At 64.5% G+C, this 15,583-nt stretch carries 16 protein-coding genes; 1 reads left to right on the forward strand and 15 read right to left on the reverse strand.

Annotation, left to right across the window (positions count from 1 at the left end; translation table 11 throughout):
- Position 1 precedes the first annotated feature (1 nt).
- From ilvN to miaA, 3 genes are all read right to left on the reverse strand, one after another.
- Positions 2-544 carry an acetolactate synthase small subunit gene (gene ilvN, locus AB7532_RS27335; RefSeq protein WP_234679905.1) on the reverse strand — a complete coding sequence of 181 codons (543 nt, stop codon included), beginning with the start codon at positions 542-544 and terminating at the stop codon, positions 2-4.
- 145 nt (positions 545-689) lie between these two features.
- Positions 690-2,465 carry an acetolactate synthase 3 large subunit gene (locus AB7532_RS27340; RefSeq protein WP_441237790.1) on the reverse strand — a complete coding sequence of 592 codons (1,776 nt, stop codon included), beginning with the start codon at positions 2,463-2,465 and terminating at the stop codon, positions 690-692.
- A gap of 329 nt (positions 2,466-2,794) precedes the next feature.
- On the reverse strand, positions 2,795-3,736 hold the full coding sequence (gene miaA, locus AB7532_RS27345; RefSeq protein ID WP_441237791.1) for a tRNA (adenosine(37)-N6)-dimethylallyltransferase MiaA: 942 nt from the start codon (positions 3,734-3,736) through the stop codon (positions 2,795-2,797).
- 11 nt (positions 3,737-3,747) lie between these two features.
- Here miaA and serB point away from each other — a divergent pair, with 11 nt between their 5' ends.
- Positions 3,748-4,653, forward strand: a complete 906-nt coding sequence (gene serB / locus AB7532_RS27350) for a phosphoserine phosphatase SerB (RefSeq protein ID WP_441237792.1) — start codon at positions 3,748-3,750, stop codon at positions 4,651-4,653.
- 141 nt (positions 4,654-4,794) lie between these two features.
- Here the strand turns inward: serB and AB7532_RS27355 are convergent, their stop codons facing one another.
- The 12 genes from AB7532_RS27355 to AB7532_RS27410 all read right to left on the reverse strand — a co-directional run bounded on the left by AB7532_RS27355 (position 4,795) and on the right by AB7532_RS27410 (position 15,507).
- On the reverse strand, positions 4,795-6,294 hold the full coding sequence (locus AB7532_RS27355; protein ID WP_441237793.1) for a Do family serine endopeptidase: 1,500 nt from the start codon (positions 6,292-6,294) through the stop codon (positions 4,795-4,797).
- Between the two features lie 168 nt (positions 6,295-6,462).
- Entirely contained in the window at positions 6,463-6,669 is a 207-nt protein-coding gene (locus AB7532_RS27360) for a DUF2065 domain-containing protein (RefSeq protein ID WP_270162114.1), read from the reverse strand.
- A gap of 71 nt (positions 6,670-6,740) precedes the next feature.
- Positions 6,741-7,637, reverse strand: a complete 897-nt coding sequence (hflC, locus tag AB7532_RS27365) for a protease modulator HflC (RefSeq protein ID WP_441237794.1) — start codon at positions 7,635-7,637, stop codon at positions 6,741-6,743.
- On the reverse strand, positions 7,634-8,770 hold the full coding sequence (hflK, locus tag AB7532_RS27370) for an FtsH protease activity modulator HflK (protein WP_441237795.1): 1,137 nt from the start codon (positions 8,768-8,770) through the stop codon (positions 7,634-7,636). The genes hflC and hflK overlap by 4 nt, the downstream gene beginning before the upstream one ends.
- A 152-nt stretch (positions 8,771-8,922) precedes the next feature.
- Positions 8,923-9,432 (reverse strand): dihydrofolate reductase, encoded by a 510-nt coding sequence (locus AB7532_RS27375; protein WP_441237796.1) that lies wholly within the window; start codon positions 9,430-9,432, stop codon positions 8,923-8,925.
- Positions 9,432-9,917 carry an N-acetyltransferase family protein gene (locus AB7532_RS27380; RefSeq protein ID WP_441237797.1) on the reverse strand — a complete coding sequence of 162 codons (486 nt, stop codon included), beginning with the start codon at positions 9,915-9,917 and terminating at the stop codon, positions 9,432-9,434. The genes AB7532_RS27375 and AB7532_RS27380 overlap by 1 nt, the downstream gene beginning before the upstream one ends.
- A 5-nt stretch (positions 9,918-9,922) precedes the next feature.
- Positions 9,923-10,717 carry a thymidylate synthase gene (locus AB7532_RS27385; RefSeq protein ID WP_441237798.1) on the reverse strand — a complete coding sequence of 265 codons (795 nt, stop codon included), beginning with the start codon at positions 10,715-10,717 and terminating at the stop codon, positions 9,923-9,925.
- Between the two features lie 186 nt (positions 10,718-10,903).
- Positions 10,904-11,887, reverse strand: a complete 984-nt coding sequence (locus AB7532_RS27390; RefSeq protein WP_441237799.1) for a tripartite tricarboxylate transporter substrate binding protein BugD — start codon at positions 11,885-11,887, stop codon at positions 10,904-10,906.
- 120 nt (positions 11,888-12,007) lie between these two features.
- Positions 12,008-13,522, reverse strand: a complete 1,515-nt coding sequence (locus tag AB7532_RS27395) for a tripartite tricarboxylate transporter permease (RefSeq protein WP_441237800.1) — start codon at positions 13,520-13,522, stop codon at positions 12,008-12,010.
- Positions 13,523-13,529: 7 nt separating this feature from the next.
- Complete coding sequence (locus AB7532_RS27400) at positions 13,530-14,291, reverse strand: tripartite tricarboxylate transporter TctB family protein (protein ID WP_441237801.1); 762 nt, start codon at positions 14,289-14,291, stop codon at positions 13,530-13,532.
- A 92-nt stretch (positions 14,292-14,383) separates the two neighbouring features.
- A complete protein-coding gene (locus AB7532_RS27405) occupies positions 14,384-14,914 on the reverse strand; it encodes a chromate transporter (RefSeq protein ID WP_441237802.1) in 531 nt (176 codons plus the stop codon).
- Positions 14,911-15,507 (reverse strand): chromate transporter, encoded by a 597-nt coding sequence (locus AB7532_RS27410; RefSeq protein ID WP_441237803.1) that lies wholly within the window; start codon positions 15,505-15,507, stop codon positions 14,911-14,913. Before AB7532_RS27410 ends, AB7532_RS27405 begins: the two co-directional genes overlap by 4 nt.
- Between the last annotated feature and the right edge of the window lie 76 nt (positions 15,508-15,583).

Here is a 15,583-nt window from a genome sequence, read left to right on the forward strand (position 1 = left end):
CTCACATCCCCTCAGGCCCGCGGCCGATCGCGGCAACGCCGGTGCGCGACACCTCGACGAGGCCGAGCGGGCGCATCAGGTCGATAAACTGGTTGATCTTGTCGGTATTGCCTGTGATCTCGAACACAAAGCTCTCGGTGGTGGCGTCGATCACGCGGGCGCGGAACGCATCCGCCAGCCGCAGCGCCTCGACGCGATGCTCGCCCTGCCCGCGTACCTTGACCATTGCGAGCTCCCGCTCGATCGAACGTTTGGTCTGGGTCATGTCGACGACCTGATAGACCGGGATCATGCGATCGAGCTGGTGTTTGATCTGCTGGATCACCATCGGCGTGCCCGTGGTGACGATGGTGATGCGCGACAGATGCTTCTGCGCCTCGGTCTCCGAGACCGTGAGGCTCTCGATGTTGTAGCCGCGGCCCGAGAACAGGCCGATGACGCGCGCGAGCACGCCGGGCTCGTTCTGCACGAGCACCGCGAGCGTGTGCGTCTCGTTCGGATCGTGACGCTCTTCGATGAAGTAGGCGGATGCGGGCTGGTTCATTGTCGTCCCCTCTATTCTTTCTTGTCATGCCCCGCGAAAGCGAGGCATCCAGTAGTCGTCGGCGCCCGAGATCTTCGCGGCCGCTGCAGCGTACTGGATCGCCGGTCGAGCCGGGCGATGACAGCGGAGTTTGTGACTATCGCGCTCACACCAGCGCCTTGCCGCCGGCGAACGCCTTGGCGGTGGCCTCGTCGTTGGCCTGTTCCGGCAACAGCATCTCGTTGTGCGCCTTGCCGGAGGGGATCATCGGGAAGCAGTTTTCCAGCGCGGCGACGCGGCAGTCGAACAGCACCGGACGCTTGACCGAAATCATCTCCTGGATGGCGCCGTCGAGATCGCCGGGCTTGTGCACCTGGAAGCCGACGCCACCATAGGCCTCCGCGAGCTTGACGAAATCCGGCATCGCCTCCGAGTAGGAATGCGATAGCCGGTTGCCGTGGAGCAGTTGCTGCCATTGCCGCACCATGCCCATGTACTGGTTGTTCAGGATGAAGATCTTGATCGGCAGCTCGTACTGAACCGCCGTCGACATCTCCTGCATCGTCATCTGCACCGAGGCATCGCCCGCGATGTCGATGACGAGGCTGTCGGGATGAGCCACCTGCACGCCGACCGCGGCCGGCAGGCCGTAGCCCATGGTGCCGAGCCCGCCCGACGTCATCCACCGATGCGGCTCCTCGAAGCCGTAGAACTGCGCCGCCCACATCTGATGCTGGCCGACCTCGGTGGTGATGTAGGTGTCCTTGCCGCGCGTCGCCTCGAACAGGCTCTGGATCGCGTGCTGCGGCAGGATGACGTCGTTGCTCTTCCTGTAATAGAGCGAGTTGCGGGCACGCCACTGCGCGATCTGCTGCCACCACGCCTTGATGTCGGGCTTCTTCGCCTCGGCCTTGAACACCTGGAGGATGTCGCCGAGGATGTTGGCGCAATCGCCGATGATCGGCACGTCGACACGGATGTTCTTGTTGATCGAGGACGGATCGATGTCGATGTGAATCTTCTTCGAGTTCGGCGAGAACGCGTCGACACGGCCGGTGATGCGGTCGTCGAAGCGCGCGCCGACGCACAGCATGACGTCGCAATCATGCATGGTCATGTTGGCTTCGTAGGTGCCGTGCATGCCGAGCATGCCGAGCCAGTTCTTGCCGGACGCCGGATATGCACCGAGGCCCATCAGCGTGGACGTGATCGGGAAGCCGGTCGCCTCGACCAGCTCGCGCAAGAGCCTGGTCGCCTCGGGGCCGGAATTGATCACGCCGCCGCCGCTGTAGATGACGGGACGCTTGGCGTTCGCGAGCAGCGAGACGGCCTTGCGGATCTGCGTCGCATCGCCCTTCACGCGCGGCGCGTAGGAGCGATGCACGTCGGATTTGCGCGGCGGATGATAGGTGCCGGTGGCGAACTGCACGTCCTTGGGAACGTCGACCAGCACCGGGCCGGGACGACCCGTGGTCGCAACGTAGAACGCCTCGTGCAGCACTTTTGCGAGATCGTTGACGTCGCGCACCAGCCAATTGTGCTTGGTGCAGGGACGCGTGATGCCGACGGTGTCGCATTCCTGGAACGCGTCGTTACCGATCAGGTGCGTCGGCACCTGGCCGGAGATGCAGACCAGCGGGATCGAGTCCATCAGCGCGTCGGTCAGCGGCGTCACCATGTTGGTGGCGCCGGGGCCGGACGTCACCAGCGCAACGCCAGGCTTGCCGGTCGAGCGCGCATAGCCTTCGGCGGCGTGACCGGCGCCCTGCTCGTGGCGAACCAGGATGTGCTGGACTTCGCTCTGCTGAAAGATCTCGTCGTAGATCGGAAGCACAGCGCCGCCGGGATAGCCGAAAATGTCGGTCACGCCGTGATCGATGAGCGCGCGGACGATCATCGCGGCGCCGGTCATCTGGTTCGGATCGTGGCTCTTGTCGCTCATTGGCTTGCTCCGGATGCGCTGTTGCCAGCGGCTTCGTTCGTGTCGGGTTCGGGAAATAAAAAAGGCCCCGAAGAGGGACCCTGCACACCGCCTGTCATGTGGATGGCAGCTAGCCACCCCCGGCGGTGTGCCTGGGTACGACGGCGATAAGGAGTTTGGTAATAATGTTGCGCATGACAGACGCTCGGCTTCCCAAAGGTTGCGCGAAACATAGCGGCCAAAGCCCGGATGTCAAGGCAATGCGGCCATTCCTGCGCGATTTTGGCAGTGTAGCGGTGTTCCCGGGGTTCGGCGAGAGGTAAATGCGGGAACCCGGGCACAAAAGCGCGTCAGCCGGGGTCTCGTGCCGCATTTACAATGGCGGCCAACCATCCCCTCACCTCCTCCGGCTTCACCCACTCGAACTCCGGCAATTGGTGCCGGAACCAGGTGAATTGGCGCTTGGCGTAGTGGCGGGTATCGGCACGGCCGATCGTGGCGGCCTCATCCAGGCTGAGCTCGCCGCGCAGATGCCGGATCAGCGTCGGCACGCCATGGGCTTTCATCGCCGGCAGCAGCGGATCTAGATTTCGGGCCGCGAGCCGTTCGACCTCCTTCAGCGCGCCGCCGCCCAGCATGGCGTCGAACCGGGCATCGATACGGGCGTAGAGCTCATCGCGCTCGGGCGTGAGAAATACCGCGCGAAAACTGTCCTTGGGCAGGAGCGGTGGCTGGCCCTCATGGTGCCAGTCCAGCAGCGAGCGTCCGGTCGCCTCGACCACTTCGAGCGCGCGCGCGATACGGGTGCGGTCTCGCAAATTCAATCGTTCGGCCGCGCGCGGATCACGCTGCGCGAGTTCCGCATGCAGCGCCTCGACGCCGTTCTGCTCCAGTCGCGCCCGTACGTCGTCGCGAACTTCTGCGGGGATTGGCGGCACAACCGAGAGCCCTGCGGTCAGCGCCTTGAAATAAAGCCCGGTGCCGCCGATGAAGATCGGCAGGCGGCCTTCGGCTTTCGCCTCTTCGAGCGCCCTCGCGGCATCAGCCACCCAGGCGCCGGCCGAAAAATTCACGGCTGCATCGACATGGCCGTAGAGACGATGCGGCGTGCGCGCTTCCTCGCCATGGGTAGGACGCGCCGTGATGATGCGGAGGTCGCGATAGACCTGCATGGAATCGGCATTGATGACCGTGCCGCCCGTGCTCAGGGCGAGCTCCAGCGCCAGCGCCGACTTGCCGCTGGCGGTCGGGCCTGCGATAAGCACGGCCTTGCTTGAATGCCCCTCGCTCACGAAAACCTCAAATGTCCCTCGTCGCCACGCTGATCTGCAACCCGAACAATCCCGCGCTCGACTCTACCATCGTCGACGGCGCCCGCGCCGTGCTGCCTCAGGCGCAACCGGCGCATTGGCTGTTCGACGGGGTTGCGGTCGACATCCCCTTCGGCGCGCAGGATAACCTCGAAGGCGACCGTCACGCCATCGAGCAGCGGTTGCGCGAGCTGCGCGGCGACCTCCCGATCGACATCGTGGTGCAGCCAGTCGGCTTCCGGCGCAAGAAGCTTTTTCTCGCCGATATGGATTCCACCATGATCGGGCAGGAATGCATCGATGAGCTCGCTGATCTCGTCGGGATGAAGGCCCATGTGGCAGGCATCACCGAGCGCGCGATGCGCGGCGAGATCGAGTTCGAGCCGGCGCTGCGCGAGCGCGTCGCGCTGCTGAAAGACCTTCCCGCCGACGTCGTCGACGAGGTGCTGGCCAAGCGCATCACGCTGACCCCGGGCGGCCGCGAGCTGGTCGCGACCATGCGCAAGCACGGCGCCTATACCTGCCTCGTCTCCGGCGGCTTTACCCTGTTCACGAGCGCGGTCGCGGCAAAGATCGGCTTCCAGGAGAATCGCGCCAACGAGCTCGTCGTGCGCGACGGCAAATTCACCGGCGAGGTGAAGGAGCCGATTTTGGGGCGCGCGGCCAAGCTTGCGACACTGGTCGATCTGATGGAGTCGTTCGATCTCGACGACATCGACTCCGTCGTGGTCGGCGATGGCGCCAACGATCTCGCGATGATCCAGGCCGCGGGACTGGGTGTGGCGTATCACGCCAAGCCCGCAGTGGCCGCGGCTGCGGCGGCGCGGATCGACCATGGCGATCTCACCGCGCTGCTCTATGCGCAGGGCTATCGGCGCGAGGAATTCGTGGAGGCCTGACGTCATCACCCGCGAAAGCGGGTGATCCAGTATTCCAGAGACCGCAGTGATAGGGTCGAGAGGCCGCGGCGTACTGGATGCCCCGCTTTCGCGGAGCATGACAGGAAGTGTGTGGCCGCGCAGTCCCGCACCACGATCAGTCTACTGCACGCTCAGCGCAACAAACCGCAGCTCGCCGTCGGCATTCGAGACCAGCAGCAGCACGGACTTCTTGCCGTCCTTCTTGAGCTGGTCGACACGCTTCTGGATGTCGGCGCCGCTGGAGACTGATTCCTGCGCGACCTCGACGATGACGTCACCGGCGGACAGGCGCTTTTCGGCGGCGTCCGAATTGGCATCGACATTGGTGACGACGACGCCCTTGACGCTCTCCTTGATCTTGTAGCGCGTGCGCAGATCCTTGTTGAGCGCCGCGAGATCGAGGCCGAGCGCCTTCTGCGTCACCGGCTTCTCGGGCGCCGGCTCGTCGGTCTTCACCGCGGCTTGCACCTTGTCGGGATCCTGGAGGCGGCCGAGCGTGACCTTCTTGGTCTCTTCCTTGCCTTTGCGGATGACGATGACGTCGACTTCCTTGCCGACCGCCGTGTCGGCGACGACGCGCGAGAGATCCTTGGGATCCTTGACGTCCTTGCCGTCGAACTTGACGACCACGTCGCCGGGCTCGATGCCGGCGGGCTTCGCCGGGCCCTTGTCGTCGACGCCGGCCACCAGGGCGCCGCGCGCCGGCTTGATGCTGAGGCTCTCGGCGATCTCGTCGGTGACACTCTGGATGCGCACCCCGAGCCAGCCGCGACGGAGCTCGCCGAATTGGCGGAGCTGATCGACGACGCCCGCGACCGTCTTTGACGGCACGGCGAAGCCGATGCCGATCGAACCGCCGGAGGGCGAGATGATCAGCGTGTTGACGCCGACGACGTCGCCATCAAGGTTGAACAGCGGGCCGCCGGAATTGCCGCGGTTGATGGCGGCGTCAGTCTGGATGTAGCTGTCATAGGGACCTGAGGAGATGTCGCGGTTCTTGGCCGAGACGATACCTGCGGTCACGGTGCCGCCGAGGCTGAACGGGTTGCCGATCGCGACCACCCAGTCGCCGAGGCGCAGCTTGTCGCTGTCGCCGAACTTCACCGCGACCAGCGGCTTGGTGGGCTTGAACTTGAGCACCGCAAGGTCGGTCTTCTTGTCGACACCGACCAGCTCCGCCTTGATCTTGGTGCCGTCGTTGAGGATGACGTTGATCTCGTCGGCGTCCGCAATGACGTGGTTGTTGGTGACGGCGACGCCTGATGTGTCGATGATGAAGCCGCTTCCGAGCGAGTTGGTCTTGCGCGGCGGGTTGTTCTCGCCGCCCTTGCTGCCGCCGCCGGGTCCTTTGCGGTTCTTGAAGAAGTCGTCGAAGAATTCCTCAAAGGGCGAGCCGGGCGGCAATTGCGGCATGCTGTTGCTGCCGCCGCCGCCGCCCTTGGCCTCGACGGTCTGCGAGGTCGAGATGTTGACGACCGCGTCGATCACCTTCTCGGCGACGTCGGCGATACCCTCGGGACCGCGCGCATAGGCCGGCGCTCCGAACGCGCTGAATGCACTGACGGCGAGCGCGGCCAGCCCTAAGCGCAAGCGGGTCGGGGCAATGGTGGCAGCGGTCATTGTCATCTCCAGAAAATAAGGATTCGGCGCCAAGGCTTTGACTCCAAGGCTTTGACTCAAGACTGCGCTCGAACGGGGGGATGGCGCAAGCGCGGACCTTAACGGGCCTCAGGCGGATAATATGGCCAAAACCCGCCTCTCGCCTTCACTTTGGCGTTGGCGCGAGGCCTAAACCGGACGCCGCATCACCCAGATCAGGATCAGGCCGGCCACGGCCGAGCCGATCCCGACCACGCGCAGGATATTGTCCGGCGTGGCGATGGCGCTCTTCATGGCCTTGCGCATCCAGTTGGGACTTGCCGCGAACATCAGGCCTTCCAGCACGAACAGGATGCCCAGGCCGATGAGGAAGTCGGCGAACGCAATGGACCTCATCGGATTGGAACCTCCCGTGGTACTGTTCTTGTCTGGACGAAGGGCGGCCAGACCGGCCGCCCTTGTCTAGCTTACGGCTTTGCCGGCGTCGCGGTCGCCGTCTTGCCCGACGGGTTACCAAAGAACCGGAAGAAATCCGAGTCCGGCCGCAGCAGGAAGCGGGTGTCGCTCGACTTCAGCCCGGTCTCATAGGCCGCCATAGACCGGTAGAAGGCGAAGAAGTCGGCATCCCTGCCGTAGGCTTCCGCGAACAGGCGGTTGCGTTCGGCATCGCCCACACCGCGGGTCTGCTCGGCCTGGGACCTCGCTTCCGCCTCGATCACGGTCGCCTCACGGTCGGCCTTGGAGCGGATTTCCTGTGCCTTCTGGCCGCCCTGCGCGCGGAACTCGGCGGCTTCACGCTCGCGCTCCGTTTTCATCCGCAGATAGACCGCCTGGCTGTTCTGCTCCGGCAGATCGGCGCGGCGGATCCGGACGTCGACGACCTGGATGCCGTAGCCGTCGGCCTCGCGATCAAGCTGCTCGCGGATGCGCTGCATCAGCTTCTCGCGGTCGTCGCGCACCACGTTGATGAAGGTGACCTCGCCGAGCACGCGGCGCAGCGCCGCGTTCAGGAGCGTGGTGAGCTGGATGTTCGCCGCCTGGATCGAGCCGATACTCTGATAGAAGCGCAGCGCGTCCTTGATCCGGTAACGCGCGAAGGCGTCGACCACGAGCCGCTTCTGATCGGACGCGATCGCCTCCTGCGACGGGTTCTCGAGATCGAGGATCCGCTTGTCGATGTTGATCACCGAATTCCACGGCGCCTTGAAGTGCAGGCCGGGATCGGTGACGACGTCGACGGGCCTGCCGAATTGCAGCACGATGGTCTGCTCGGTCTGCTGCACCGTGAACAGCGACATGTAGCCGACGATCACGACCAGCAGGAGGGCGAGCAGCGTGACGATACCTGTGACCGGAGACCTCATCGTGTGGCTCCGCTCGAGGGCTGACCGGTGGTAGGCGGCCGCTTGGTCGTCAATTCGCCGAGCGGCAGATAGGGCACGACGCCCTGGCCGGAGGGGCCACCGTCATAGACGAGCTTGTCGGCACCGCCGAGCACACGCTCCATCGTCTCCAGATAGATTCGTTCACGCGTCACGTCGGGCGCCTTCTTGTATTCCTCGTACACCTTCAGGAAGCGCGCGCTCTGGCCCTTGGCCTCGGCGACGGTCTGCTCCCTGTAGCCTTCGGCGGCTTGCAGGATCTGCGCGGAACGTCCGCGCGCCTGCGGCACGACCTGGTTGGCGTAGGTCTGCGCTTCGTTCTGCAACTGCTCGAGATTGGCGCGCGCCGCCTGGACGTCGCGGAAGGCGTCGATCACCTGCGCCGGCGGGTCGACCTTCTGCATCTGCACCTGGGTGATCTGAATGCCGGCGCCGTAGCCGTCCAGAGTCCGTTGGATCAGTTCCTGCACGCCCTGTTCGGTGACGTTGCGCGCGCCGGTCAGGATCGGCTGGATCTGCGAGCGGCCGATCACCTCGCGCATGGCGCTCTCGGCCACCGCCTTCACGGTGCCTTCGGGGTTCTGGATGTTGAACAGGAAGTTGCCGACGCCGTTCGGCTTGATTCGCCACAGCACGGTGAAATCGACGTCGACGATGTTCTCGTCGCCGGTCAGCATCAGGCTCTCTTCCGGCACGTCGCGAATCGAGCGGCCGCGCCGCGCCGGATCGTCGATCAGCGTCATGCCGATGGAGAGCGTGTTGACGCGCAGCGCCTTGGGCAGCAGCACCGTCTCGATCGGATAGGGCAGATGATAGTTCAGGCCCGGGTCCACGGTACGCACGTGCTTGCCGAAACGCAGCACGACGCCCTGTTCTTCAGATTGCACCCTGAAGAAGCCCGACAGCAGCCAGAACGCGATGATGAGCAGGATGATCAGCGTGATGCCGATGCCGGAGAAATAGCCGCCCGGCATGATCTGCTGGAGCCGGTCCTGGCCGCGCCGCAGAAGGTCTTCCAGATCCGGCGGCCTTGGCCCGACTGGTTGCGGGCCGTTGCCCCATGGTCCCTTCGGACCCGAGCCCCATGGGCCACCGCCCTGATTCTTCCACGGCATTCAACTCTCCTCGGCAGGGTGGAATTTGCCCCCGCCCGCTTTGTCCGGTCCGGCTTTATAGGGGACACGCAAGTCCCTTACAACGCAGCCCTAGCCCTCTTCCGAGCTAAGCTCGGGGCCAGAAAAGTCAATGTTAACATTGGCAAATGCGGTTAATGGCGGGGCCGCCGACGATATGTCACATATGAGTAGTCGGCGCTGTCGTTGGGGCCGGCGGGATGGCGGACACGCGCCACCTCATCCCACGCAGCCTTGTCGATGTCGAAATGCGTGTCGCCTTCGGGCCGCGCGTGCACTTCGGTGATTTCGAGCCGATCGGCGCGATCGAGCCATTGCCGATAGATCTCGGCGCCGCCGATCACCGCGATCTCGGCGACCGAACGCCGCAGGGCATCGCCAAGCGCGACCGCACCCGCATCCGCCGACGACGTCGTCACGACGGCCCCATTGGCGCGATAGGCCGCATCACGCGTGATGACGATGTTGGTGCGGTTCGGAAGCGGCCGGGGCAGGGATTCGAAGGTCTTGCGGCCCATGATCACGGGCTTGCCGATCGTCAGCGCCTTGAAGCGCGCCATGTCGGATTTCATGCGCCACGGCATCGCGTTTCCGGCACCGATGACGCCGTTCTCCGCGATGGCGACGACGAAGACGATCTCCATCAGGACGCACTCCCGGCAAGCCGGTTGAGCGCGGGACCTGTGACGCGGCACAGCGTCCAGTCCTCCATCATGACGGCGCCGAGCGATTTGTAGAACGCGATTGACGGCGCGTTCCAGTCGAGCACCGCCCATTGCAGGCGCGACCAGCCGTTGTCGACGCATTCCCTGGCGAGATAGACCAGCAGCGCCTTGCCGAGGCCCCTGCCCCGGTGCGACGGCCGCACGTAGAGATCTTCGAGATAGATGCCGTGGCGGCCGCTGAAAGTGGAGAAATTCGCAAACCACACCGCGAAGCCAACGGCCTCGCCGTCGCATTCGGCGATCGCGCAATAGAGCTGCGGCCTTTCGCCGAACAGCGCATCGGCGATGTCAGCCTCGGTGGCCTCGACCTCATGCGAGAGTTTTTCGTACTCGGCGAGCTCGCGGATGAAAGAGAGAACGAGCCCGGCCTCACCGGGACGCACGCGGCGGATGTTGAGCGACATTGGCGCTAGACCGCGACTGCCGCCTTGATGTGCGGATGCGGGTCGTAGCCGACGAGTTCGAAATCCTCGTAACGGAAAGAAAAGATGTCCTTCACATCAGGATTGATCCGCATTACCGGCAATGCACGCGGCGCGCGGGTGAGCTGGAGCCGCGCCTGCTCCAGATGGTTGGAGTAGAGGTGAGTGTCGCCGAGCGAATGCACGAAGTCGCCGGGCTTCAGGCCGGTAACCTGCGCGACCATCAAGGTGAGCAGCGCATAGGATGCGATGTTGAAGGGCACACCGAGGAACACGTCGGCCGAGCGCTGATAGAGCTGGCACGACAATTTGCCGTTGGCGACGTAGAACTGGAACAGCAGGTGGCAGGGCGGCAGCGCCATCTTCTCGACGTCGGCCGGATTCCAGGCGGTGACGATCAACCGGCGAGAATCCGGAGTGCGCTTGATCATGTCGATGACATTGGCGATCTGATCGATGCTGCGTCCGTCGGCCGTAGGCCACGAGCGCCATTGATGGCCGTAGACCGGACCGAGATCGCCGTTGGCGTCCGCCCACTCGTCCCAAATGGTGACGCCGTTGTCCTTGAGGTACTTGATGTTGGTGTCGCCCTTCAGGAACCACAGCAGCTCATGCACGATCGCCTTCAGCGGCAGCCGCTTGGTGGTCAGCATCGGGAAGCCGGCGGACAGATTGAAGCGCATCTGATGGCCGAACACCGAGAGCGTGCCGGTACCGGTCCGGTCGGTCTTCTCGGCGCCGTCTGAAAGAATCCGCTCAAGCAGGTCCTGATACTGGTGCATGTGCCCAAACCTTGGAAAGACGGCAGCCTTTTGGGGAGGCGGCGAACTTAACGGCGCCCCCCGCGCTGCGACAGCGGCGATTCGCTGCCTCCACCGATTATACCCCGAAAAATGAGAGCTCCCGGCGCAAACGACAAGGGGCGGAACCTGCGTCCCGCCCCTCGCCTATCGGTTTGAAAGTGCTGGCTAAGTTGCCGGCTTGAGCACCGGGGTCCACTTCGCGATCTCGTTCTTGACGAGGGTCGCCAGCGCCTCCGGCGTGCGGTCCTTGGCCGCCGGGATGACGCTGCCGAGCTCGAGCAGGCGCTTCTTCACGGTCTCGTCGTCGAGCGCCTTGATGGCGGCGGCATTCAGGCTCGCGATGATCGCGGGCGAGGTTCCCTTCGGCGCGAACATCGCATTCCAGGCCTGGGCCTGGAAGGCCGGCAGCCCGGCTTCCGCCGTGGTCGGCACGTTCGGCAGCGACGGGTTACGGTCGGGCGTTGCGATCGCATAGGCCTTGATGGTGCCGCCGTTGATCTGCGGCACGGCATTGACGATCTGGTCGCACATGTAATCGACCTGGCCGGCAACCAGCGCGTTCATCGCGGGGCCTGTGCCGTTGAAGGGCACGCCGACCGGCTTGATGTCGAGGATGGAGTGCAACAGCTCGCAGGACACGTGCGAGACCGAGCCGATGCCGGCATGCGCTGCATTCACCTTCTCGGCATTGGCCTTCACGTAAGCGACGAACTCCTTGAGGTCCTTCGGCGGAAAGTCCTTGCGCGCGAGGATCAGGATCGGCGTGCCCGCGAGCAACGCGATCGGCTCGAAGTCTTTCTCGGGATGATAGGCAAGCTTCGGATAGAGCGGCACGGAGGCAGCGTGCGTGCCCATATGCCCGGTGATGAGCGTATAGCCGTCATTCGCCGCGCGTGCAGCACGCGTGGTCGCGGTCGTGCCGCCGGCGCCGACGACGTTCTCGATGATGATGCTCTGGCCGAGCGTCTGCGCCATATGCCCTGTGACGATGCGCGAGATCACGTCGGTCGGACCGCCCGCCGCGAACGGTACGATCATAGTGATGCTGCGCGTCGGATAGGTCTGCGCCTCCACCGGCGTGACAAGGGCGCACAGCGATGCAAACGCGGCAGCACATGCGCCCGTAGCGAGCGCGCGAATGGAAGTCATAGCGTTTCCCCCGGGACAAAAAAATGCCGGCCACAAGGGCCGGCATTTTCATTTCACGAAGACGTCACACAAGTCGATTCGACTTCCGAATGCGGCGCGCGGACGCAGGGCGCGGCGCGGTCAGTTCTCGGATTCGGTGAACACCTCGTCGCGCTTGGCGCGCAACGCAGGTAGCACCGTAAGCAGCAGAAGGAAGGCCGCAATCCCGAGCAGCACGGCCGACAGCGGACGCGTCAGGAATACGCTCCAGTCGCCGCGCGAGATCAGAAGCGCGCGACGCAGGTTCTCTTCCATCAGCGGTCCCAGCACCATGCCGAGCAGCAACGGCGCCGGCTCGAAATCATGCTTGATCAGCCAGTAACCGACCAGACCGAACACACCTGCGAGAATGACATCGACCGGCGCATTGTTCACCGAGTAGATGCCGATCGCACAGAAGATCACGATCGAGGGGAACATCAGACGGTAAGGCACGCGCAGCAGCCGCACCCAGATGCCAACCAGCGGCAGGTTGATGATGATCAGCATCAAATTGCCGATCCACATCGAGGCGATCATGCCCCAGACGAGGTCGGGCTGCTTTTGCATCACCTGCGGACCCGGCACGATGCCGTGGATCGTCATCGCGCCCACCATCAGCGCCATCACCGCGTTCGGCGGGATGCCGAGGGTGAGCAGCGGGATGAAGGAGGTTTGCGCCGCAGCGTTGTTGGCACTTTCCGGCGCCGCCACGCCCTCGATCGCACCGCGGCCGAACCGCCTCGGATCCTTCGCGATCTTCTTCTCGAGCGTATAGGCCGCGAACGAGGCGATGACCGCGCCGCCGCCCGGCAGGATGCCGAGGATCGAGCCGAGCACGGTGCCGCGCAGAATCGCAGGCGCGGAGTCCTTCAGATCCTTCTTGGTCGGCATCAGGCCGGTGATCTTCTGCTGCACGAGGTCGCGATTCATCTCGGCGCCGGCGTCGAGATTGCGGATGATCTCGGCAAAGCCGAACACACCCATCGCCACCGTCGCAAAGCCGAGACCGTCGGCCAACTCCGGAATGTTGAAGGCCATGCGCGACGCACCGGTCTCGATGTCCGAGCCGACGATCGACAGCAGCAGGCCAAACACGATCATCGCGATCGCCTTCAGCACCGAGCCCTTGGCCAGCACGACCGCGAAGATCAGGCCGAGCACCATCAGCGAGAAATATTCGGCCGGACCGAATGCCAGCGCGAGCTTGGTCAGCGGCGCGCCGAGCACGGCGATGAGCACGGTCGCGACGCAGCCGGCGAAGAACGAGCCGATCGCGGCAATCGCCAGCGCCGGGCCGGCACGGCCCTGCTTGGCCATCTGGTGGCCGTCGATGGCGGTCACGACCGATGTCGCTTCACCTGGAATATTGACCAGGATCGACGTGGTCGAGCCGCCATATTGGGCGCCGTAATAGATGCCCGCGAGCATGATCAGCGCGCCGACCGGCGGCAATCCGAAGGTGATCGGCAACAGCATCGCGACCGTCGCGATGGTGCCGATGCCCGGGAGCACGCCGACCAGCGTGCCCACGAGGGCACCGATCAGGCACATCAGGAGGTTGATCGGAGTGAGCGCGACGGCAAAGCCGTGAGCGAGGTTGGCAAAAATATCCATCACGCCCTCACTGGATCAGGAAACGCGGAAACATCGGCATCGGCAAGCCGAGCACGTATGGGAATAGGATGGCGCAACCGACCGTCAGGCAACCGCCGACGATGGCGGCCTCCAGCCAGCGCGTCTCATGCGACCCCGTCGCCGCGATCATGAAGCTGACAAAGGCCGACACGACGAGGCCGAGCGGCCGGATGGCCAGCGCGAAGAACAGGATCGAGATCATCACGAACAGCGGCCCGCGCCAGGAATAATGGGCGAGCGCCGGGCCATCGGCCAGAAGGCCGGTCAGGGCGATGCCGGCGGACAGGGCCACCAGCAATCCGCCGAACATCCGCGGCGCGGTGCCGGCACCGAAGGAAAAGCCGCGCATGCCCTGCAAATCGCTCGAGGCCCACAGCGCGAACAGTGCGAGCGCCATCAGGATGACGCCGCCGATATAGTCCTGCGCCGACCTGATGGTCATGAACAGCGTGAGGATGGCCACCGCAAAAATCGGATAGGAGTAGATCAACGCCAGCAGCACATCGGATGACGTCTTCTTGGTGTCACCGCCGATGGCTCCGATCATCGCGCCGGGACCGCCGGCAAGCAGCGCGGTGGCGTGGCTCATCAGGACGGTGGCCGGGCCGCGCCCTGCGCCCCAGCCGAAAATCGTCCCGATCGACCAGATGAATTCGAAAATCTGCGGCGCGACCGCCAACAGACAAAAGCCGATCGCCACCGACGTGTTTCGGGTGGCCGTCGCTGAGTGGCCCATCGTCTCGGCCATGCATGTCTCCTCCGCGACCCGTAAGTCACGAGCACTGTTGTTCTAATCGGCTGGAAGGGATCCCCGGCCCGCCCACTGCCTAGCGATTTTCATCACACAATGCCAGCAAAACCAAACAGACCCCCGGCCAGCAGAAGCCATAATGGATTGATGCGCGAGACCGAAGCGATCACTGCAACCGTTGCGGTCAGAAGCAGTGCAGCAATGGTGCGATCGGTCGACTGGGCCAGGATCAGGGCACTCGCCGCCATCAATCCGATCGAGAGCGGAACAAGTGCAGCCTGAATCAGGCCGGGCCAGCGCGACTGGCTGGGCCGGCTCAAGAGACGGCTGACATAATAGGCAAGCAGCGCCGTCGGCAGGCACATCGCCAGCGTCGCCGCCAATGCGCCGGGGATGCCCGCGACGGCATAGCCGATTAACGTCACGATAAGCACGTTCGGACCTGGCGAGAGCTGCGCGATCGCGTAGGCGTCGGCGAATTGTTTCTCGGTCATCCAGTGATGCACGTCGACGGCGATGCGGTGCATCTCTGGTACCGCCGCCGCGGCGCCGCCGACCGCGAACAGCGACATTAGACCAAAGGTGGAGATCAGCGCCCAGATCGGGTTCTCGCTGTTCATGCTGCTACCTTCCGCCGCATCAAATAGGTGACGCCGATGCTGACGGGGATCGCGACCAGCAGCACCGCCTGGAGCGGCAGGCGGAGCACGCCGATGGCCACGAACACGCCGAGCATCAGGACGATCACGACTAGGTCCATCCGCTTGAGCAGCGGCGTCATCATCCGGAAGACCACCGCGATCAGGAGGCCGACCGCGGCGCAAGAAATGCCCGCGAGAATACGACGCAGCACCTCCACATCGCCGAAGCGGGCGTAGATGATCGCCAGCACGGTCATGATCACCGTCGGCGGCAGCAAAAGTCCGGTGAAGGCGGCCACGCCGCCGGCGATCCCGCGCAGCCGCGAGCCGAACACCATCGACAGGTTGACGATATTGGGCCCGGGCAGGAAGTGGCAGAGCGCAAAGGTCTCGTTGAACTCGTCGGCCGTCATCCAGCGGTGCTGGTCGACGATGGCGCGCCGGGCAAACACCAAGACCCCGCCGAAGCCGGCCAGCGACATCCGGGCGAACGCCAGGAACAGGGCCAGCAGACCGGGCGGTGAGGCGTGGACGTCCGGCTCTTGGGCGGCCGGTGCGGAATCCGGGGACATGTCAGGAGCTTAGAACGCAGGCCGCCGCGTGGCCAAGTTCTCCGGAAGGCGGTTCGGAACCTATCCAAAGGGAACC

This window comes from Bradyrhizobium sp. 930_D9_N1_4 (genome assembly GCF_052076015.1).
Lineage (GTDB): Bacteria > Pseudomonadota > Alphaproteobacteria > Rhizobiales > Xanthobacteraceae > Bradyrhizobium.

Excerpts from the sequence above, each read along its gene's own strand:
- ilvN (WP_234679905.1), bottom strand. The coding sequence starts at position 544 with ATGAACCAGCCCGCATCCGCCTACTTCATCGAAGAGCGTCACGATCCG.
- AB7532_RS27340 (WP_441237790.1), bottom strand. The coding sequence starts at position 2,465 with ATGAGCGACAAGAGCCACGATCCGAACCAGATGACCGGCGCCGCGATG.
- serB (WP_441237792.1), top strand. The coding sequence starts at position 3,748 with ATGTCCCTCGTCGCCACGCTGATCTGCAACCCGAACAATCCCGCGCTC.
- AB7532_RS27355 (WP_441237793.1), bottom strand. The coding sequence starts at position 6,294 with ATGACCGCTGCCACCATTGCCCCGACCCGCTTGCGCTTAGGGCTGGCC.
- AB7532_RS27360 (WP_270162114.1), bottom strand. The coding sequence starts at position 6,669 with ATGAGGTCCATTGCGTTCGCCGACTTCCTCATCGGCCTGGGCATCCTG.
- hflC (WP_441237794.1), bottom strand. The coding sequence starts at position 7,637 with ATGAGGTCTCCGGTCACAGGTATCGTCACGCTGCTCGCCCTCCTGCTG.
- hflK (WP_441237795.1), bottom strand. The coding sequence starts at position 8,770 with ATGCCGTGGAAGAATCAGGGCGGTGGCCCATGGGGCTCGGGTCCGAAG.
- AB7532_RS27375 (WP_441237796.1), bottom strand. The coding sequence starts at position 9,432 with ATGGAGATCGTCTTCGTCGTCGCCATCGCGGAGAACGGCGTCATCGGT.
- AB7532_RS27380 (WP_441237797.1), bottom strand. The coding sequence starts at position 9,917 with ATGTCGCTCAACATCCGCCGCGTGCGTCCCGGTGAGGCCGGGCTCGTT.
- AB7532_RS27385 (WP_441237798.1), bottom strand. The coding sequence starts at position 10,717 with ATGCACCAGTATCAGGACCTGCTTGAGCGGATTCTTTCAGACGGCGCC.
- AB7532_RS27390 (WP_441237799.1), bottom strand. The coding sequence starts at position 11,887 with ATGACTTCCATTCGCGCGCTCGCTACGGGCGCATGTGCTGCCGCGTTT.
- AB7532_RS27395 (WP_441237800.1), bottom strand. The coding sequence starts at position 13,522 with ATGGATATTTTTGCCAACCTCGCTCACGGCTTTGCCGTCGCGCTCACT.
- AB7532_RS27400 (WP_441237801.1), bottom strand. The coding sequence starts at position 14,291 with ATGGCCGAGACGATGGGCCACTCAGCGACGGCCACCCGAAACACGTCG.
- AB7532_RS27405 (WP_441237802.1), bottom strand. The coding sequence starts at position 14,914 with ATGAACAGCGAGAACCCGATCTGGGCGCTGATCTCCACCTTTGGTCTA.
- AB7532_RS27410 (WP_441237803.1), bottom strand. The coding sequence starts at position 15,507 with ATGTCCCCGGATTCCGCACCGGCCGCCCAAGAGCCGGACGTCCACGCC.